This window comes from Paraburkholderia sp. SEWSISQ10-3 4 (assembly GCF_030464785.1).
In the GTDB taxonomy this organism is placed as follows: domain Bacteria; phylum Pseudomonadota; class Gammaproteobacteria; order Burkholderiales; family Burkholderiaceae; genus Paraburkholderia; species Paraburkholderia aspalathi.
This window is the reverse complement of the sequence record NZ_JALPRI010000005.1, coordinates 142,853-162,440: the sequence shown is the minus strand read 5'-3', so window position 1 is coordinate 162,440 and position 19,588 is coordinate 142,853. Positions and strand designations below refer to the sequence as shown.

17 protein-coding genes are annotated in these 19,588 nt (G+C 62.7%); 5 read left to right on the top strand and 12 right to left on the bottom strand.

From position 1 onward, the window contains the following. Position 1 precedes the first annotated feature (1 nt). The 5 genes from M0D68_RS14065 to M0D68_RS14045 all read right to left on the bottom strand — a co-directional run bounded on the left by M0D68_RS14065 (position 2) and on the right by M0D68_RS14045 (position 5,281). Complete coding sequence (locus tag M0D68_RS14065; RefSeq protein ID WP_093639380.1) at positions 2-427, bottom strand: VOC family protein; 426 nt, start codon at positions 425-427, stop codon at positions 2-4. Between the two features lie 281 nt (positions 428-708). Next, complete coding sequence (gene tal / locus M0D68_RS14060) at positions 709-1,662, bottom strand: transaldolase (protein WP_093639383.1); 954 nt, start codon at positions 1,660-1,662, stop codon at positions 709-711. Positions 1,663-1,909: 247 nt separating this feature from the next. Next, positions 1,910-3,130: a benzoate/H(+) symporter BenE family transporter gene (locus M0D68_RS14055; protein ID WP_266224573.1), complete on the bottom strand. Its 1,221-nt coding sequence runs from the start codon at positions 3,128-3,130 to the stop codon at positions 1,910-1,912. A 46-nt stretch (positions 3,131-3,176) separates the two neighbouring features. Next, on the bottom strand, positions 3,177-4,352 hold the full coding sequence (locus M0D68_RS14050; RefSeq protein ID WP_054035024.1) for a VWA domain-containing protein: 1,176 nt from the start codon (positions 4,350-4,352) through the stop codon (positions 3,177-3,179). An 86-nt stretch (positions 4,353-4,438) separates the two neighbouring features. Beyond that, positions 4,439-5,281, bottom strand: coding sequence for a MoxR family ATPase (locus M0D68_RS14045; protein ID WP_093639389.1), 843 nt, complete (start codon positions 5,279-5,281; stop codon positions 4,439-4,441). Positions 5,282-5,689: 408 nt separating this feature from the next. Here M0D68_RS14045 and M0D68_RS14040 point away from each other — a divergent pair, with 408 nt between their 5' ends. After that, positions 5,690-6,058 carry a c-type cytochrome gene (locus M0D68_RS14040; RefSeq protein ID WP_007175710.1) on the top strand — a complete coding sequence of 123 codons (369 nt, stop codon included), beginning with the start codon at positions 5,690-5,692 and terminating at the stop codon, positions 6,056-6,058. Between the two features lie 59 nt (positions 6,059-6,117). Then, positions 6,118-6,501 carry a c-type cytochrome gene (locus tag M0D68_RS14035; protein ID WP_093639391.1) on the top strand — a complete coding sequence of 128 codons (384 nt, stop codon included), beginning with the start codon at positions 6,118-6,120 and terminating at the stop codon, positions 6,499-6,501. A gap of 139 nt (positions 6,502-6,640) precedes the next feature. On the opposite strand, the gene M0D68_RS14030 is transcribed toward M0D68_RS14035, so the two are convergent. From M0D68_RS14030 to rsxB, 3 genes are all read right to left on the bottom strand, one after another. Next, complete coding sequence (locus M0D68_RS14030; protein WP_054035021.1) at positions 6,641-7,075, bottom strand: DUF1841 family protein; 435 nt, start codon at positions 7,073-7,075, stop codon at positions 6,641-6,643. Positions 7,076-7,275: 200 nt separating this feature from the next. Continuing rightward, positions 7,276-7,920 carry an endonuclease III gene (gene nth, locus M0D68_RS14025; protein WP_093639394.1) on the bottom strand — a complete coding sequence of 215 codons (645 nt, stop codon included), beginning with the start codon at positions 7,918-7,920 and terminating at the stop codon, positions 7,276-7,278. 20 nt (positions 7,921-7,940) lie between these two features. Beyond that, positions 7,941-8,801, bottom strand: a complete 861-nt coding sequence (rsxB, locus tag M0D68_RS14020) for an electron transport complex subunit RsxB (RefSeq protein WP_266224571.1) — start codon at positions 8,799-8,801, stop codon at positions 7,941-7,943. A 385-nt stretch (positions 8,802-9,186) separates the two neighbouring features. Here rsxB and M0D68_RS14015 point away from each other — a divergent pair, with 385 nt between their 5' ends. Continuing rightward, positions 9,187-9,819: a TetR/AcrR family transcriptional regulator gene (locus tag M0D68_RS14015; protein ID WP_093639400.1), complete on the top strand. Its 633-nt coding sequence runs from the start codon at positions 9,187-9,189 to the stop codon at positions 9,817-9,819. Between the two features lie 119 nt (positions 9,820-9,938). Here M0D68_RS14015 and M0D68_RS14010 read toward each other — a convergent pair whose 3' ends face one another. Next, a complete protein-coding gene (locus M0D68_RS14010) occupies positions 9,939-11,216 on the bottom strand; it encodes a polyhydroxyalkanoate depolymerase (protein WP_093639403.1) in 1,278 nt (425 codons plus the stop codon). Between the two features lie 179 nt (positions 11,217-11,395). Then, positions 11,396-13,276, bottom strand: coding sequence for a glycoside hydrolase family 15 protein (locus M0D68_RS14005; protein ID WP_200619792.1), 1,881 nt, complete (start codon positions 13,274-13,276; stop codon positions 11,396-11,398). Between the two features lie 228 nt (positions 13,277-13,504). On the opposite strand from M0D68_RS14005, the gene M0D68_RS14000 reads away from it, so the two are divergent. Further along, positions 13,505-13,750, top strand: a complete 246-nt coding sequence (locus M0D68_RS14000) for a hypothetical protein (protein WP_200619791.1) — start codon at positions 13,505-13,507, stop codon at positions 13,748-13,750. 258 nt (positions 13,751-14,008) lie between these two features. Here M0D68_RS14000 and M0D68_RS13995 read toward each other — a convergent pair whose 3' ends face one another. Next, the gene (locus tag M0D68_RS13995; protein ID WP_007175701.1) at positions 14,009-14,161 is read right to left on the bottom strand and encodes a DUF3096 domain-containing protein; all 153 of its coding nucleotides are present in this window, start codon (positions 14,159-14,161) and stop codon (positions 14,009-14,011) included. A 388-nt stretch (positions 14,162-14,549) separates the two neighbouring features. Between M0D68_RS13995 and M0D68_RS13990 the strand changes: the two genes are divergently transcribed. Further along, positions 14,550-15,707, top strand: a complete 1,158-nt coding sequence (locus tag M0D68_RS13990) for a lactonase family protein (RefSeq protein WP_234486754.1) — start codon at positions 14,550-14,552, stop codon at positions 15,705-15,707. Positions 15,708-15,826: 119 nt separating this feature from the next. Here M0D68_RS13990 and M0D68_RS13985 read toward each other — a convergent pair whose 3' ends face one another. Next, positions 15,827-19,579 (bottom strand): DNA translocase FtsK, encoded by a 3,753-nt coding sequence (locus M0D68_RS13985; RefSeq protein ID WP_266224568.1) that lies wholly within the window; start codon positions 19,577-19,579, stop codon positions 15,827-15,829. Between the last annotated feature and the right edge of the window lie 9 nt (positions 19,580-19,588).

The following is a 19,588-nucleotide window of genomic DNA, read 5'->3' as shown; positions in this document are numbered from 1 at the left end:
CTCACGATTCATGCTCTTCCGGCACGCCCACCATCCAGGCGAGACCGAAGCGGTCCACCAGCATCCCGAACCCTTTGCTCCAGAAGGTGGGCTGAAACGGCATCATGACCTGTCCGCCGTCGGCGAGCGCATCGAAGTATTTTTTCGCCGAGGCGTCGTCGTCGGCCGTGAGCGACAGGCTGAAACCGTTCATCGAGCCTGCGTCGGGGTCGCAGTGGCCGTCGGACGCCATCCAGATCGTCGAGCCAAGCTTGATGGCCGCGTGCATGATCTTGTCCTCGATGCCGGGACGTATCCCCGCTTGCGCATCGGGCGGCGCGTCCTTGTAGCGCATCTGGAAGGTGATTTCGGCGCCGAGCTTCTCGCAGTAATACTTGAGCGCTTCTTCACAGCGGCCGTTGAAAAACACGTAAGGCTGAACGTACATGATCGTCTCCCGGGATATGGGTCAGCGGCGCCACGTTCCTTCGGCATATGGCAGCGAGGGTGCAGCGTGTAGACGATTGTAGTCGTCCGTTGGAGTAGCGATTGTGACGTTATTTCGTAAGGCGTTGCGGTGTGGGCAGGTGTCGGACGTGAGCCGGCGGTAAACGGCACGCGGCCCTGAACCGGAAGGCTCAGGGCCGCGTATTTGGACTAACTGTGCGGGACGATGTGCGCGGCCGCATACGCGACCACGGCCGCGCATTCAAGCCGCGAAGGCCCGGCTTAACGCAGCGCTTCGATCAACTTTTCCAGCTTGACGGCGTCTGCCGCGAACGCGCGGATGCCTTCAGCGAGCTTTTCGGTCGCCATTGCTTCGTCGTTGACGAGGAAGCGGAACGACGATTCGTCGACCGGCACGCGTTCGATGTCCACTCCCTTGCCCATTTCAGGCGACAGCTTGCGCTCGACCGTTTCGGTGCTCTCCTGCAGCTTTTGCAGCAGATCCGGGCTGATGGTCAGCAGATCGCAGCCAGCCAGTTCCAGAATCTGGCCCGGGGTGCGGAAGCTCGCGCCCATTACCTCGGTCTTGTAGCCGAACTTCTTGTAGTACGCGTAAATGCGGCGCACCGATTTGACGCCCGGATCGTTGGCCCCGCCGTCTTTCGCTTCGTCCCACGCGCTGCCGGCGTTCTTCTTGTACCAGTCGTAGATGCGGCCGACGAACGGCGAGATCAGTTGCGCGCCTGCTTCGGCACAGGCAGCGGCCTGCGCGAGCGAAAACAAGAGCGTCATGTTGCAGTGGATGCCTTCCTTTTGCAGCACTTCGGCGGCGCGGATGCCTTCCCACGTGGAGGCCAGCTTGATCAGCACGCGTTCGCGGCCGATGCCGTGGTCTTTGTACAGGGCGATCAGTTCGCGGCCCTTGGCGATCGACGCTTCGGTGTCGAACGACAGGCGTGCATCCACTTCGGTCGAAACGCGACCCGGGATGATCTTGAGAATTTCGGTGCCGAAGGCGATCAGCAACTGGTCGATGATGGCGCCGACCGGCTTCGACGCATGCGCCTTCACGGTCTTTTCGAGCAGCGGCTTGTAGTCGTCTTTCTGGACGGCTTTCAGAATCAGCGAGGGATTGGTGGTCGCGTCCTGTGGCTTGTACTGGGCAAGCTGCTGGAAGTCGCCGGTATCGGCCACGACGGTGGTGTATTGCTTGAGTTGGTCGAGTGCGGTTGTCATGTTCGAGCCTTCATGGCGCGCGTGCGCCGTGGTTCAGGAGAAATGAGATCGCCACCGGACGGAAAAGACAAACCGTTCCGGCGGCCGCGGGTCACGCTGCAGCGTCTGCCCGTCATATTGCCGGGGAATTTTGACGGAAAGCGCTGCCGGATGCTTCTATTCTATGGCGGATCGTCTGACGCAGTATTGACACTTGCTGCCGGCGATCCGTTCACAGGGATTTTTGCTGCCGATTTCCGCCGACGATTCAGGCGCGCCGGGCGTTCAGCACCAGTTGCGTCAGCACGCCCGCCACCAGCCCCCAGAACGCCGAGCCGATCGACAGCAAGGTGAGGCCGGAAGCCGTCACCATAAACGTCACCAGCGCCGCCTCGCGTTGCTTCAGGTCCTGCATGGCGTTGGCGAGCCCGCTCATGATCGAGCCGAACAGCGCCAGCGCCGCAACGGAGACCACCAGCGCCTTCGGCAAGGCGGCGAACAATGCGGCGATGGTCGCGCCGAAAATACCGGCAATCAGATAGAAAATACCGCACCAGACTGCCGCGGTGTAGCGTTTGTCGCGATTTTCGTGCGCTTCGGGGCCGGTACAGATCGCCGCCGTGATCGCCGCAAGATTGATGCCGTGCGAGCCGAAGGGCGCGAGCAGCAGCGAGGCGATGCCGGTTGTCGAAATCAGCGGCGCGGAGGGCGTGGTGTAGCCGTCCGCGCGCAGCACGGCGATGCCCGGCACGTTCTGCGAGGCCATCGCGACGACGAAAAGTGGAATGCCGATACTGATGCCCGCCGCGACCGAAAACACCGGCATCGTGAACACCGGGTGAGCGAGCGCGACGTGAAAGCGGCTGAAGTCGAGCAGCCCGAGCGCACCGGCGGCGATTGTGCCGACGATCAGCGTCGTCACGATCGCGTAGCGCGGCGCGAGGCGTTTGACGATCAGATAGGTGAAGAACATTGCCAGCACGAGCGCGGTCTGGAACTGTGCGGCGCGGAAAATCTCGATGCCGATCTCGAACAGAATGCCCGCCAGCAAAGCGGAAGCGATGCCTGCCGGGATTTTCTTCATCAGCGTGTCGAACCAGCCGGTCAGGCCGACCACCGTCAGCAACGCCGCGCAGACGATAAACGCGCCGATCGCCTCAGGGTAGGTCACATGCGGCAGCGACGACACCAGCAACGCCGCACCGGGCGTCGACCAGGCAATCACGATTGGGGTGCGAAAGCGCAGTGAAAGGCCGATCGTGCAGACGGCCATGCCGATCGACAACGCCCAGATCCACGACGAAATCTGCGCATCGCTGAGATGGGCGGCCTGGCCGGCCTGGAACATCAGCACGAGCGAACTGGTGTAGCCCGTCATCATCGCGACGAAGCCGGCGACGAGGGTGGACAGGGACGTATCGGCAAACGGTTTGAGCGGCCCGGGGTGCACGTCGGCAGGGGACAAATCGGGCGATGAAGACGGACTCATGCAGAAGCTTTCTTATAGTTGGAGAAAAACGTGATCTGATTACTGATTACTTGCTCAACATGCGCATCGCCGATTCGAGTCCGGCGAGGGTGAGCGGATACATGCGGTGGCCGAGCACTTCCCGGATCGCGCTGACCGACTGCCGGTACGCCCACAAACCTTCCGGCTCAGGATTGAGCCACGCGTAATGCGGGAAATGATCGGCGAGGCGGCGCAGCCACACGGCGCCGGCTTCCGCATTGTTGTACTCGACCGAGCCGCCCGGTTGCAGCACTTCGTACGGGCTCATGGTCGCGTCGCCGACAAAGATCAGCTTGTAGTCGGGCGTAAACTTGTGCAGCAGGTCCCACGTCGGCATGCGCTCGGCGTGACGACGGCGATTGTTCTTCCACAGGAAGTCGTACACACAGTTGTGGAAGTAGTAGAACTCGAGATGCTTGAATTCGGCCTTGGCGGCGGAAAAGAGCTCTTCAGTGCGCTTGATGTGATCGTCCATCGAGCCGCCCACGTCGAGCAGCATCAGCACTTTGACCTTGTTGTGCCGCTCCGGCACCATCTTCAGGTCGAGCCAGCCGGCGTTCGCCGCGGTGCTGCGGATCGTGTCGGGCAGATCGAGCTCTTCTGCCGCGCCTTCGCGGGCGAAACGGCGCAGGCGGCGCAGCGCGACCTTGATGTTGCGTGTGCCGATTTCGACCTGGTCGTCGTAGTCGCGATAGGCGCGCGCTTCCCACACCTTCACCGCCGTGCGTTGACCCGCCGCATCGCCGCCGATGCGCACACCCTCAGGGTTGTAGCCGCCGTTGCCGAACGGCGAGGTGCCGCCCGTGCCGATCCATTTGTTGCCGCCTTCGTGGCGCTCTTTCTGTTCGTCGAACAGTTCCTTCAGGCGCTCCATCAGCTTGTCGAGGCCGCCCATCGCTTCGATCTGCGCTTTTTCTTCGGGCGACAGATCGCGTTGCAGCTTCTTCTTCAGCCAGTCGAGCGGGACGTCGAAGGCGAGCTCCGAGGCTTGCGCGACGCCGTTGAAATACGCGCCGAACGCCTGGTCGAACTTGTCGAAATACTGCTCGTCCTTGACCAGCGTGATGCGTGCGAGATAGTAGAACTCGTCGAGAGACGGCGCGATCACATTGGCTTTGAGCGCTTCGAGCAGCGTCAGGTATTCCTTCACCGACACCGGCAGTTTGGCGGCGCGCAGCGAGTAGAAGAAGTCGATCAGCATGCTGTGTCCTCGGCGGCGGCGAGTGGGCGGTGCGCCGCGCTCATCAACGGGTATTCGCGATTAGTCAACGGTTCGTCAACGGTTAATCAGCGGTTGTTGCGGTTCATGAAGATCAGCCGCTCGAACAGGCTCACGTCCTGCTCGTTCTTCAGCAGCGCGCCGTGCAGCGGCGGGATGATCTGTTTCTGGTCGGACGAGCGCAGGGCTTCGGGCGGAATGTCCTCGGCAAGCAGCAGCTTCAGCCAGTCGAGCAGTTCCGATGTGGACGGTTTCTTCTTCAGACCGGCGACGTTGCGCAACTCGAAGAAGCTCTGCATCGCCGCGGCGAGCAGTTCCTTCTTGATGCCGGGGTAGTGCACCTCGACGATCTGCTGCATCGTCACCGGGTCGGGGAATTTGATGTAATGGAAAAAGCAGCGGCGCAGGAACGCGTCGGGCAGCTCCTTCTCGTTGTTCGACGTGATGATCACGAGCGGGCGCTGTTTCGCGCGGATCAGCTCGTGGGTCTCGTACACGTAGAACTCCATGCGGTCGAGTTCGCGCAGCAGGTCGTTCGGGAATTCGATGTCGGCCTTGTCGATCTCGTCGATCAGCAGCACCGTTTGCTCTTCCGACTCGAACGCCTGCCACAGCACACCCTTGACGATGTAGTTGCGGATGTCCTTGACGCGCTCGTCACCGAGTTGCGAATCGCGCAGGCGCGATACCGCGTCGTACTCGTACAGGCCTTGCTGAGCCTTGGTAGTGGACTTGATATGCCATTGCAGCAGCGGCATGCCGAGCGCGGCGGCGACCTCTTCCGCGAGCATGGTTTTGCCGGTGCCGGGTTCGCCCTTGATCAGCAACGGGCGCTTCAGCGTCATCGCGGCGTTGACCGCGAGCTTGAGGTCGTCGGTGGCGACGTACTGCGATGAGCCTTCAAAACGCATGGCGAGATGCTCTTTTCTGGGAAAAAACCCAGTATAAGTCAGAAGGCCTGTTGGGCTGAATCAGCCTGGCGTATGGTGTCACCCGCGGTGCTGGACGCTGGTTCAAGTGCTTACGCGGCGTTCGCGAGCAGTCCATTCGCCCGGCGTGCCCGGTGGGCGGGCGCGCCGGGCGTCGTGGGCGCAGCGGGCAGCACGAGGCCATGCGGAGCCGGTGCGGCGGAGCAAAATGGCGCCAGCCGCGGTTTTGCGGCGGCCGGATAGGCCTCTGGCCCCACGCGGTGGACGTTCGGCGCGGCGTCGCGGTACAATTAGCCCGATTTTTTTGGCCTGCGTGGCTACCCATAAGAATAACGGCGCGGGCCGTTGCCTTTTCGGGCGCCCGTTTCCCCTCAAGCCAGGTTACATGCTATGAATAAATTCGTTGGCAAACACGTCGTGATCGCAGCGCTGTCGGTGCTCGCGGGCTATGCGGCCAGTGCGCAGGCAGCGGATGTCGTCGGCAACGCGAAGGCGGGCCAAGGCAAGGTCGCGATGTGTATTGGCTGCCACGGCATCCCTGAATACCGCACGGCTTACCCTGAGGTCTACCGCGTGCCCATGCTCGGCGGCCAGAATCAGGCGTACCTCGAGAATGCCCTGCACGGCTACAAGAAGGGCGACCGCCATTTCGAAACGATGCGCGCGATCACCGCGTCGCTGTCTGATCAAGACATCGCCGACATCGCTGCCTACTACGCAGCGCAAAATTCCTCTTCGAAGAGCAATCCCGACAAGTGATCGGCTTCGGTCATCCAGGCGGTCACTCGGCTATTTATATTCGCGGGATAGGAGAATTCATGAATAAGCCCCAACAGGCACTCCACACGGTGTTCAAGGCTGCATGTGCGTCGGCGGCAGTTATCGGTCTGTTTGCTGCGAACGTCGCGCACGCCGCTGACGCCGGCAACGGCAAGGTGCTGGCTAACACCCACAACTGCGCGGCCTGCCACGGCGTCAACCTGAACAATCCGGTGAGCCCGGAATATCCGAAGCTCGCAGGTCAGCATTCCGACTACGTCTACTGGGCGCTGCGCCAGTACCAGATGGGCAACGGCAATCCGCACCTCGGTCGCAACAACGCGATCATGCAGGCGCAGGTGCAAAGCCTCTCGCCAAGCGACATGAAAGACATCGCGGCCTACATCGAATCGCTGGACGGCGCGCTGGTGCAGAAGAAGTAAGCGCGCAGCGCTGCTTTTGCACGGTTTCCAGATTGAACAACACCCCGCTTCGGCGGGGTGTTGTGCTTTGGGGCTAGGGTTTGTGCGGGGGTGGCGGGTTCGGCTGGCGTGCTAACGGGCGCTGGGTTGCCCGCGTGCCTCAGTCTCGTGTAGCGCGCTGTTCGATGCGCTGCAAATACGCGTCCGTGTCAGGCGGGGTGCCGGTGCGTTGCGCTTCCCAGATGGTTTCGCCGAGGCAATCCATGATCGCGTGCTGCGCTTCGTGGGTCGAGCCGAGCCGGGCGGCAAGCCGCTCGTGCGCCGCGCGGATGCCGGGCGGCTGGTCGATCGACAGCTGTTCGGTGATTGCCAGATGCATCGACAGATGCAGGAACGGGTTGGTCTGGCCGCGTTCGGGCGAGTAATCCTGAGCCTGGGCGGCTTCCGTGCTGGTGAGGTCGGCGTGATATTCCGGATGCTCGACGATCCAGTCGGCGGCGATCGCTTCGAGCGGCGTCAGAATCTCGCCTTGACGCTGCTTGCGCCAGGTGTCGGTGAAAAATTGGCGGACTTCGTCGCGGCTGGGATTGAACATCGTGGGGGCGGTGTGTTGAGTGTGAGGCGGCCTGGAAGGGGGTGATTTTACGCCGAGGCAGGGCGGCTTGCTGGCGGCGCGTTAGTGGACCGAGGTGAAGCGGCGGCCGCCGGCGCACTGAGTGCGCACCGCGTAGGCGCCGGACAAACGCGCTAACGCGATACGGCATCCGTTCGGGCGGCCGCCGAGCGGCACCGCGCTCAAAGATCCGGCGGCGGCGTCTTGGGCCGGAATTCGCAGAGTGGCTCGATCGCGCAGTGCCAGCATTCCGGACGGCGCGCTTTGCATACATAGCGGCCATGCAGAATCAGCCAGTGGTGGGCGTCCTGCTTGAACTCGGCGGGCGTGAATTTCTCCAGCGCCACTTCAACCGCGCGCACGTCTTTGCCAGGTGCGAGGCCTGTTCGATTCGCAACCCGAAAGATATGTGTATCGACAGCGATGGTCGGATGACCGAACGCCGTGTTCAGGATCACGTTCGCCGTTTTTCGGCCGACCCCCGGCAAGCTCTCGAGCGCTTCACGATCTTCCGGTACTTCGCCGCCGTACTGGTCGAGCAGAATGCGGCAGGTTGCGATCACATTCTTCGCTTTGGTCCGATAGAGGCCAATCGTCTTGATGTAGCCGGTCACCCCTTCTTCGCCGAGATCGAAGACCTTCTGCGGTGTGTTCGCGACCGGGAACATCTTGCGCATGGCCTTGTTCACCGACACGTCGGTAGCCTGCGCCGACAGCAGCACGGCAATCAGCAGTTCGAAGGGTGTGGTGTACTCGAGCTCGGTCGTGGGATGCGGATTGAGACTCTGAAGCGTCTCGTAGATGGCGCGGCGTTTGTTCGCGTTCATGCGCAGCGTAGAGTTAGAGGTTAGCGCTTCGTTGGCGGAAATTCAGTGTTACCCGCGGTGTTACCCCCGGAGTTACCCGCGGTGTTGTCCGCAGCGAGTCCGAGACGGCGGCGGCGAGCTTCGGCGGCGTCGATCTGCGCCTGCACGTCGGCGCTAACGCGCTCGGTGTTCTGCGGACCTTGGCCCTTGGCGGCCAACTCTTCTTTCTTCTGGCGTGCACGCTCGAGCGCGGCCTGGATGATGGCGCGTTTCCTCGCTTCGGCGGAGTCCGCTGCGGGTGCGGCGGGCGTTGCCGCAGCACCGGTTTCCATCACCTGAGCAGGCGCGCTGCTGACCGCTCGCCGCGCTGCAGCACGCGCCTCGGCCGCTTCGCGTTCGCGTGCGAGACGGGCTTCACGCCGGTTGTGACGCTCGCGCGCGGCGTCAGCCTGGCTCTGGCTCCATGCGTCCCAGCCGGTTGCTTCACCGGTGACCGGTGGCATCGCAATGCAGTCGACCGGGCAGGGCGGCACGCACAGGTCACAACCGGTACAGAACTCGGCGATCACCGTGTGCATCTGTTTCGGTGCACCAACTATTGCATCGACCGGACAAGCCTGCATGCACAGCGTGCAGCCGATGCAAACTTGTTCGTCGATAACCGCCAACGGGCGCGGCCGTTCGACGCCGTTGGCGGAATTGAGCGGGATCACCGGCTTGCCGAGCAGTGCGGCGAGGCGCGCGATGCCTTCGGCGCCACCCGGCGGGCACTGATTGTAGTTAGCCTCGCCATGGGCGACGGCTTCGGCATACGGACGGCATGCGGGATAACCGCACTTCGTGCATTGCGTTTGGGGTAGCAGATCTTCGATGCGATCTGCGAGTGTTCTGGAATCGGTCACGGTCACGACGTTGGGGCTTGCCTCGTGGCCGCACAGTTTGCCGAGCGCGGGTTAGGGAAAACACGCGGCAGACCGGGGCAACACAAAAGCGCTGCGAAAGCGGGCAAACACGCGCCAATATAGGCAAATACAGACACGAATAGAGGCGCGAATTTGTGCAACTAAGGCTGCAACTAAGCGCAAGCGCTGGGCTTGAACTAAATAGCACATTATCGCCGATTTCCCCAATTGCCATCCGCAATCCATGTGCCATAATCGAAGCGCTTTTTCGAAAGACCGCAGAAGGGTGTTCCCCCAACCAGCCCGTTCAGTGCTGTCGGTGCAAGGCCCGAGGAGAGGCCGGCGGCGCGATCCGGATAACGCGGCTCACGAAGACGATGCCACCATGAATCAGCCGAAAATCAAAAGAGATCCTGAAGGCACGCGGCGCCGCATTCTGCTTGCGGCGGCCGAAGAGTTTGCAAATGGAGGGTTGTTCGGCGCACGCGTCGATCAGATCGCCCGCCGCGCGGAAACTAATGAACGCATGCTCTATTACTACTTCGGTAGCAAGGAGCAGCTTTTCACGGCTGTACTCGAGCACGCATTTAGCGCGCTCAATGAAGCGGAGCGAACGCTCGAACTGAACGGTATCGCACCCGTCGAGGCTGTTACGCGTCTCGCGCATTTTGTTTGGGATTACTACCGCGATCATCCCGAGTTGCTGCGTCTCGTCAACAACGAGAATCTGCATGAGGCACGCTACATGCAGAAGTCGACGCGCATCCGCGAAATGATCTCACCGATCGTCGCCACGCTCGGCAGCATTCTGGAGCGGGGTCAACGCGCGGGCTTGTTTCGCACCAATGTCGATCCATTGCGCTTTTACGTGACGCTGTCCGGCATGGGCTACTACATCGTGTCGAACCGCTTCACGCTTGAAGCAACGCTCGGTCGCGATTTCAGCAGTGCGAGTGAGCGCAGCGAAGTCGTCCAGATGAACACCGAGTTGCTGCTGGCGTATCTGTTGCGGAAGTAAGCCGCAACGCGGCCGCGCATCGACGGCATAAGAAGCGACAAGAAAGCAGCAAAAGAAGCACCAGAAACGACAACGGCCTCTGAAGAAGAGGCCGTTGCTTATCTCTGCGTGCGGGGTGCTCAGGCTTCGACTTTTTCCTTCGCTACCTTCGGCGCCTTGTTGTGCTCGAGGATGAAGTCGCGCAACTGCGGATAGATGATGGTGCGCCAGCGGCGGCCCGAGAAAATGCCGTAGTGGCCGCATTTTTCCGCGGTGAAGTGGCGCTTGTTCTTCTCCGGAATGCCGCTGCACAACCCTTGCGCGGCGAACGTCTGACCGTCGCCGGAGATATCGTCCAGCTCGCCTTCGATCGTGAAGAGCGCGGTCTTCGTGATGTCCTGCGGGCGTACACGTTCGCCGGCGACATCCCACGTACCTTCGGCCAGACTGAATTCCTGGAACACCACGCGGATCGTGTCGAGGTAATAGTCCGCGTCCATGTCGAGCACAGCGTTGTACTCGTCGTAGAAGCGGCGATGTGCTTCCGCGTCGTCTTCGTCGCCGCGCAGCAGGCTCTGGTAGAAGTCCCAGTGCGAGGCTGCATGGCGCTCAGGATTCATTGCCACGAAGCCGGTGTGCTGCAGGAAGCCCGGGTAAACCTTGCGGCCCACGCCCGGATAGTTCGGCGGCACCGTGAAGATCACGTTGTTTTCGAACCATTCGTACGAGTGCTGCGTGGCGAGCGAGTTGACCGAGGTCGGGCTCTTACGCGCGTCGATCGGGCCGCCCATCATGGTCATGGTGCGCGGCGTGTCTTCGCCGCGGCTCGCCATCAGCGAAATGGCGGCGAGCACCGGAACGGTAGGCTGGCAGACCGAGATCACATGCAGATTCTTCGCGCCGATGTGGCGGATGAATTCCTGGATGTAGGCGATGTAATCGTCGAGATGAAACTCGCCTTCTTCGAGCGGCACCATGCGTGCATCGATCCAGTCGGTCAGGTAGACCTTGTGGTCTTGCAACAACGTGCGCACGGTATCGCGCAGCAGCGTGGCGTGGTGGCCCGACAACGGTGCGCACACCAGCACGACCGGCTCATCTTTCAATTGGGTAACAGCGTCGCTGTCGTCCGCGAAACGCTTGAAGCGCATCAGGCGGCAAAACGGTTTTTCGATGATCGTTTGTTCGATGATCGGAATGTTATGACCGTCTTTGACAATCTGATGAAGGTTGAACTCAGGCTTTTCGTAATCTTTGCCAAGCCGGTAGAGCAGTTCGTAACCGGCCGAGAGGCGTGTGGCACCGGGCACATAGGCTAGCGGGCTGGCGGGATTCGCGAACGATTTCGACGCGGCCTGGGCCCAGGCGGTGAGGGGGCTCAACATCGCCCGCTGGAATTCGTGCAATTGGTAGAGCATGGGTGCTCCGTTTAAGCGGTTCGCATGGGGCTTGGCAAACACGCGTGTGGCGTTGCGGCAGGCCGTATTGGTTGTAGGCGCATTGATTTTCGGCCAACAGTCTGCTGGATCATACTGAACAAAGCGTACTTGTGCAATGCAGCAATTTGCGCGCGGGCTGCGCGCAAACTGTCATTAAATCATGGTACTGACGATGCTGCCGCGCCGCTATCGGGGGTTGCCGCAGCCTCAAGTTCCTCAGCCAGCGTGCCGATATGGGGCGGCTGCCCGGTGGCCTGAGCCATGGCCTGTTCGTGCTTCATCAGGTTCAAACCGGTGTGCACCAGCGCCACATGGGAAAATGCTTGCGGAAAATTACCGACCAGGCGTTTCGCTGCCGGATCGTACTCTTCCGCCAGCAAACCGACGTCATTGCAGAGGCCGAGCAGCCGTTCGTACATCGCGACGGCTTCGTCGATGCGGCCTTGCAGCGCCAGGTTGTCCACCATCCAGAATGAGCACGCGAGGAAGGTGCCTTCGCCGGGCGGCAGACCGTCGTCGTATTCCGTGGTGCGGTAGCGCATCACGAAGCCGTCGTGCATCAGATCTTTTTCGATCGCGGACACAGTGCCTTTGACGCGCGGATCCGTCGGTGGGAGGAAGCCGACCAGCGGCATCAGTAGCACGCTCGCATCGAGCTGATCGCTGCCATACGATTGGGAGAACGCGTTGAGCGCCGGATTCCACGCCTTCGCGCAGACTTCCGCGTGGATTGTCGCCCGGGTTGCGCGCCATTCATCGAGCGGGCCTTCCAGCTTGAACATTTCGGCGGAGCGGATGGCGCGGTCGTAGGCGACCCACGCCATCACCTTGGAGAAGGTGAAGTGCTGGCGGCCGCCGCGCGTTTCCCAGATGCCTTCGTCCGGCTCTTGCCAGATCGTGTCGAGATGGCTGAGCAACGCGCGCTGCACGTTCCAGGCGGTGTCGTCCGCCTGCAAGCCGCCGACGCGCGCGAGATGCAGCGCGTTCATCACTTCGCCGTAGACGTCGAGCTGGCGCTGCCCGACCGCGTTGTTGCCGATCCGCACCGGTTTGGCGTCCTGATAACCCGGCAGCCAGTCGATTTCGAATTCGGGCAGGCGCCGTTCGCCGGCGATCCCGTACATGATCTGCAATTGATCCGGCGCGCCGGCCATCACGCGGCCGAGCCAGCTGCGCCAGGCACGCGCTTCGTCGTAATAGCCGCCGCGCATCATCGCGAGCAGCGTAATGGTGGCGTCGCGCAGCCAGCAATAGCGGTAGTCCCAGTTGCGCGTGCCGCCCAACTGTTCCGGCAGCGACGTGGTGGGCGCGGCGACGATGCCGCCGGTCGGCTCGTACGCCAGCGCCTTCAATGTAATCAGCGAGCGGCGGATCTGCGCGGCCCATTTGCCTTCGACGGTGCTGCGCGACGACCATTCGAGCCAATGGTTCTCGGTGCGGGCGAGCGACGTGTGCGGATCGCGTCCGGGCGGAATGCGCAGGTGCGAAGCCGCATAGGCCAGTGAAAACGGCACGCGCTCGCCTTCGCTCACGGTGAACTCCGCGACTGTCTTCATGTTCTCGCCGCGCAACTCGACCGGCGTGCGCAGCACAGCGGTGTCCGGGCCGACGATCGCCTTGATGCCGCTGTCGTGCTTCAGGCGATCCACCCACGGAATCGAAAAGCCATAGTCGAAGCGCAGCACCAGTTCCATCTGCATGCGCACCGTGCCGCGTTTGCCGACGACGATCCGCACCATCTCCGACCAGCCATTGCCCGGCGGCATGAAGTCGATCAGCGTGACCGCGCCTTCGGGCGTTTCGAAATCGGTTTCCAACACCAGCGTCTCGCCGCGATACCGGCGCGTGATCGTGGGCGGCGTATCGGAGACTGGCGAAATCAGCCAGCGGCCGTTGTCGGGCGTGCCGAGCAGGGCGGCGAAGCACGCGCCGGAGTCGAAGCGCGGCCAGCAGAGCCAGTCGACCGAACCCTCGCGGGAGACGAGCGCGGCCGTGTGGCCGTCGCCGATAAGCGCATAGTCTTCGATGAGTGCGGGCATGGGGGAGGGTGTCTGTTTTAGGCGAGGCGAAGGCCGCCTCGCTGGGGGTCACTGTGTTACCGGACTCGCGCGATGCGTTTTGGTTCAGCGCGCAATGCGGCAAAACGCGAGTTGGTAATTGTCAAATCACTGCCTACAATCAGATTTCAAGCCGACGCCCGGAGCCCTCCGGATCATGCAGCGGCCTTGCCCTGGCGAATGCAGACGCCGTTTTCGAGGATCCAAGCAATGCTGAACCCGTCGAAATCCGATTGCATCACAATTCTCTCCGCCGCCAGCGAACTCGCTGACGATTCGATGTTGCCGCTCGAACATGGCCAGTTGGGCCTGAGCCGCAACGGAATGCTGGCTGCGGCGGCCTTTCTGATCGAACGGGCCTGCTTCCGCCGTCATCAGGAAGGTGACGGCCATTATGCCGTCGGCGGATTGTCGTTGCAGGGGCGTTTGCGGCTGGATCAGCTTTCGAACGGCTGATCGTTTCTCCGTTTCTCTGTTGCGCGGGCTCGCTTCATGCGGGCTGTCCGCTGTTGTCGTGCATCTGGCGCCTGGCGTCCGATGCGAATCTGTCGCGTACGTACCGCTTCGCTGTGCCACGTGTTGCATTGCGGTAGCCGCCATCAGTACGCGTGCCCTATCCCGCACCAGTCCCCCTTTCGTGCGAGACATCGCCGGGCCGGCACTGCGCCCGGTCGTGCGTCCCTTCTTGCAGCTTCCGTGGCTGACTGTTGCCGCCTAGAAGTGCGACGACCCCACGCCGAAGATCCCAATGATGCCGATGATGATCAGATAGAGCGCGACGATGTAGTTCAACAGGCGCGGCATGACAAGAATCAGAATACCGGCGATCAACGAAACCAGCGGGCCCAGGCTGAGTGTGACGTTCATGAAAACTCCGTAGTGTGGGATGGGTGAGACGCGGTTGAAAAAACGCCCCGTCAGGCGGGACAATTGTTACTCATGCGCCGGCAGGCCAGTCAACTGAACGCGGCCTGGCCTACGTGGCCCGCCGGATTCGCTGCATGATCCGACGCAACGCTTTTATACTTGCCTCGATAAAACAATTCGACCGACGGCGCGGCAGACCAGAGACACCATTACAACCGGATAACCGAATAACTGATGTCCAGGAGGTCATATGCTTCGTAGTCACCGTGCCGTTGTGCGTGCCGTCTCAAGCTCTCCTTTGCCTTCTGCTGCTCGATCCACCTCATGGCGCGACGGCCGGCTAGTTCCTCTAAGCTCCGCCCGCTCGATAATAAAAGGTTTCGTGCTCATGGTCTCGATTGTTGCTTCGCATGCGTTTGCGCAAGATTCCGGCCCGGCTCCCGCCGATGGCGTCTATGACATGCTGGTCGGCACTTACACGGGGGGCAAGAGCGAAGGGATATACGTCTATCGCTTCGACACGAAGACGGGCGAAGCGACCCGCGTGTCGGTCGCGCAGACGGTCAATCCGTCGTATCTGGTGGTGAGCCGTGACCGGCGCTTCGTCTATGCGGTCAACGAATTGCCCGGCGACAACGGCCCGGCCACCCAACGCGGCGGGATCAGCGCGTTTCGCTTCGATGCCGCGAGCGGCCAGCTGAGCTTTCTCAACAAGGTCTCGGCCGACGGTAATGACCCGTGCTATCTGAGCCTGTCGCCGGACGGCAAATATCTGCTGACCGCGAACTACTCTGTGGCGGCCGATCCGGGCGGCAGCTTCGCGGTGTTCCCATTGCAGGCGGACGGCCAGGTGGGCGCGTCGGTGCTCACGGTGCATCATGAAGGCGGCGGTCCGGTGAAGGGACGTCAGGACAACTCGCACGTTCACTCCACCGTGTTTTCGCCGGACGGTCACTATCTGTTCGCTCAGGACCTGGGCGCCGACAAGCTGTACTCGTACCGCTACACGCCGGACGGTAGCCGCGGCCTGTTCGGCCCGACCGATTGGCGCTACACCCAGGAGAAAGCAGGCACGGGCCCACGTCACCTGGTGTTCGGCGCGGACGGCAAGCATGCGTATCTGACGAGCGAACTGGCCGCCACGGTCAGCACCTTCAACTATGCCGATGGCAAGCTCACGCAGGTGCAAACGAGTTCGCTGATCGAGCCCGGCTTCAAGGGCGCGGTAGGCGCCGCGGCCATTCATCTGTCGCCGGACGGACGCTTCCTGTACGCCACCAATCGCGGCGATGCGAACGAGATCGTGATCTTCTCAGTCGATCCGACCAACGGTCATCTGAAGAAGATCGGACACCAGTCGAGCCTCGGCAAGTCGCCGCGCGAATTCGCGATCGACCCGACCGGCAACTGGTTGATCGTCGGCAATCAGAACAGCGGCACGGTGTACGTGTTTAAGCGCGATCAGCAGAGTGGATTGCTCGAAGCGAATCCAAAACGTATCGAGATCGATTCGCCGGTGGACTTCAAGCTGGTGTCGCCGTCGTGAGGTGGGGTTGCTGGTGATCTGAATATCGCGCGTTGAATGGAAAACGGGTCGCTTCGAGCGACCCGTTTTTTTGTCTGGCTTGTGTTGGCTTTTGGTTGGCGGCTACCAGCCCGTGCCGTTTATTCCGCAGGTCCCGGCGCGAGCACTTCACGGCTGCCGTTGATGCCCATCGCGGACACCAGGCCCGCCGTCTCCATCTGCTCGACGAGGCGCGCCGCGCGGTTATAGCCGATGCGCAATTGCCGCTGCACCGACGAGATCGACGCGCGCCGCGTGCGCACCACGAAGGCAACGGCTTCGTCGTAAAGCGGATCGGCTTCGGCATCCGGCGTGTCGCCGAACAGATCGGGCGCCGCGCCTTCGGTGGCCGGGCCGTCGAGAATGCCTTCCTCATATTGCGGTTCGCCGAACTGCTTCAGATACTCGACGATCCGGTGCACTTCCTCGTCGGCGACGAACGCGCCGTGCACGCGCTGCGGGTAGCCCGTGCCTGGCGGCAGGAACAGCATGTCGCCCTGGCCGAGCAGCGATTCGGCTCCCATCTGATCGAGAATCGTGCGCGAGTCGATCTTCGACGACACCTGGAACGCCACGCGCGTCGGAATGTTCGCCTTGATGAGGCCGGTGATCACGTCCACCGACGGACGCTGCGTCGCCAGAATCAGGTGAATGCCGGCGGCGCGCGCCTTCTGCGCGAGGCGTGCGATCAGTTCTTCGATCTTCTTGCCGGCGACCATCATCAGGTCGGCCAACTCGTCGATCACCACGACGATCAGCGGGAGCGGCGCGAGCGGTTCGGGCGCGTCCGGGGTCAGCGAGAACGGGTTGCCGAGCTTCTTGCCCTTGGCTTCCGTATCGCGGATCTTCTGATTGAAGCCGGCCAGGTTGCGCACGCCGACCGCGGACATCAAACGGTAGCGCTTTTCCATTTCGCCGACACACCAGTTCAGCGCGTTGGCCGCCAGCTTCATATCCGTGACGACCGGCGCGAGCAGATGCGGAATGCCTTCGTACACCGACAGTTCCAGCATCTTCGGATCGATCATGATGAGCCGCACTTCTTCGGGCGTCGCCTTGTAAAGCAGCGAGCAGATCATCGCGTTGATCGCCACCGATTTGCCCGAACCCGTTGTGCCCGCAACCAGCATGTGCGGCGCTTTCGCCAGATCGGCGACCACCGGATGGCCGGTGATGTCCTTACCCATCGCCAGCGTCAATTGCGAATGCGAGTTCTGGTAGACGTTGGCTTCGAGGATTTCGGACAGGCGGATCGTCTGCCGCTTGGCGTTCGGCAACTCGAGGCCCATGCAGGTCTTGCCGGGAATCGTCTCGACCACGCGAATCGATGTGAGGCCGAGGCCGCGTGACAAGTCTTTCATCAGGCCGACGATCTGACTGCCGCGCACGCCGAGCGCCGGCTCGACTTCGAAGCGCGTGATGACCGGGCCAGCCGAATGGCCGACCACCGTGACCGGCACCTTGAATTCCTGCAGACGTTGCTCGATCAGCAGGCCGGTTTCGATGAGCTTTTCTTCCGAAACGGGTTCGACGTCAGTGTCGGCGCGTGCGAGCAGATCGAGTGTCGGCAATTCGACCATCGATGCTGCGGGTGCGTGGAATTCGAAACCGTTGGCGGGGGTGTGGCCGCGCAGCGGTGTGCGCTGGATTGTGGGTTCGGTGGGTTCTGCGAGCTCTGCGGATTCCGCAGGGTCGGTGCGCTCGGTCGAGGATTCGTCGACGATGGTGGCCGAGGTCGCTGGTGCTGCCTGAGCCGCGAAGCCAGGGAAACGAACCACGTTCGACGTGTGCGATACGGCGCTTTGCGGCTCTACTGCCGCAACGATGGCCGAAGCGTCCGAAGCGGCTGACGAGTTCAAATCGTCGGCTACGTCCACTGTTTCCAATGCGTCCGATACATCCGATAGGGCAGGGGTGTCCGTCTTTTCCACATCGACTGGAGCGACAGCATCGATTCGGGTTTCCCAGGGCGCGAGCGGTTTATCGATGACGACTTCGGCAATCGGCGCGTGCGTCGCAGTGTGCGCTTGCGTCGGTTCGTCTTCGACGAGTGGTGACACGTCCGTATGCGCGTCGCTGGCTTCCAGTTGGGCTGCGAAGATTTGAAACGGCGTGGGCGTGGGCACCGGTGTTTCATGCTGCGTGGCTGGTGTGTGTGCCGCAACCAACGGCGCCTGGATAACCGGCGGTTCAATCGGCCATTGCACGACGGGCTCGGTATCTTCCTCGAGCGGCGCTTCAGAAGCGGCTTCGATTCGCGGCGTTTCGACGGGTGATTGCGTCGCTGTGTGGTGGTCCGGCGCGGCCTCGACTACGTCCTGCAAAGGCGCGCTTACATCCGGTACCGCGGCAATTTCAACATCATCGTTCGCATGTGAAGACGAAGCTACGTCCGATTGCCCAGCCTCGACTGTCGGCTCGGCACCCGTCGGAGCGTCCGGAGTCGTAGTGACGAGCGCATTTTCCGCGCTGCTGCTGCGAGCGAGGCTGACGCCGGCGATGTCGGTCCAGCGCGCGGCGTTTTCCGCGATGCTGCGAAGGGTTTCCTGGACGCTGGCGGGCGGCGCTACCTTCTGTGCGGTCGCCATCGGCCGCGTATAACTCGGGGCCGGCGTGCTGAAAGAAGCCGGACTCCGCGTTGCCTGCGCCGGCGCGGCGTTGGTGTCTGCGCGCGGAGCAGGCGAGAACCGCTGCTGGGCAGTGGTGGAGCGACTTCCCGAGGATCCTGCATTGGCGGCTGAGCTCGGCATCGTCGACGGACGGCCTTCGCCAGCCGAGGCGTTCATCGCCGAACCGGCTGCCGAACCCGACGCCATCCGTGCTGCCGCCGTGGTGGGTGCCGCTTGCGCTGCAGCGGCCTGCGCTGCGACCGCTCCCGCGAAACCGGCCGCCCCCGCCGCCCCCGAGCCGGCGCCCGACGATCCCACCGGACGTTGCTCTCCAGCAGAACGCCGACCAACTTGCGATGCGCCATCACGAGCCGGAGTCGCCGCCGATCCTGATCCCGCTGTCGAACCAGCAGCAGATGCGGGCGCACGCGGCGCCGTTGTCGATTCACGCAACCATCCGGCCGGCGCGACCGGTTCAGCCGGCATCCATGCGCTCCGGTCCGCGTTCTGCAAGGGTGTCGGTGTCGGCGTCGTCGTCTGCATCGGCACTTGCCGTGGCGCCTGGCGCGGTGGCGTCGCGGCGGACGTGCGCAGCACCGGCTCCGCCTGCGTGGGCTGACTACGCGGCTTCACTGCGCCGGCACGCCAGTTCGCCCCGGCGCCACGTGCCGCCGCGTCCCTCGCCGCGGCTGCACCAGCCGCACCGGCAGCCGTCGCCGCGCTGCGGCCGTTCGCCGGTGGCCGCCAGACGGTCGGGCGCGCATAACGTCCATTGCTTTTGGGCGCCATCGTATTGGTCGACGTCGACATGTGCGACGGCAAACCGTCATCCACGCTGCGATGGCGGCGCGCTTCCTCGTCGCGCCTGGCGAGGCCGCGTGACAGGCCGAGGCCGAATGCACCGTCGGCCCATACGGCGACGTCGCGCCAGCGGAAATCGATCAGCCAGGGCAGGCTGATCAGGAGCAGGGCAAGCGCCGCGAGCGGCGTGCCGATATGGCCGAGCAGATGACCGAAGCCCGCCGCCAGCGCGTGGCCGAAGCCATTCGCGCCGGCCACGCCGATCAGCGACGCCTCCAGCGTGCAGCTTGCCACCAGGACGCAGACGAAGCCGAGCCAAAGGCGGATCGTGCCGGGGCCGCGCAAGCCTGCGCCGCCCGGCAGCACCGACTTCACGAGGCGCCAGAAAAGAGGAATGAACCAGACGGCCGACCCGCCGAACCAGCCGAAAACTACCGTGTGCATACTAGACAT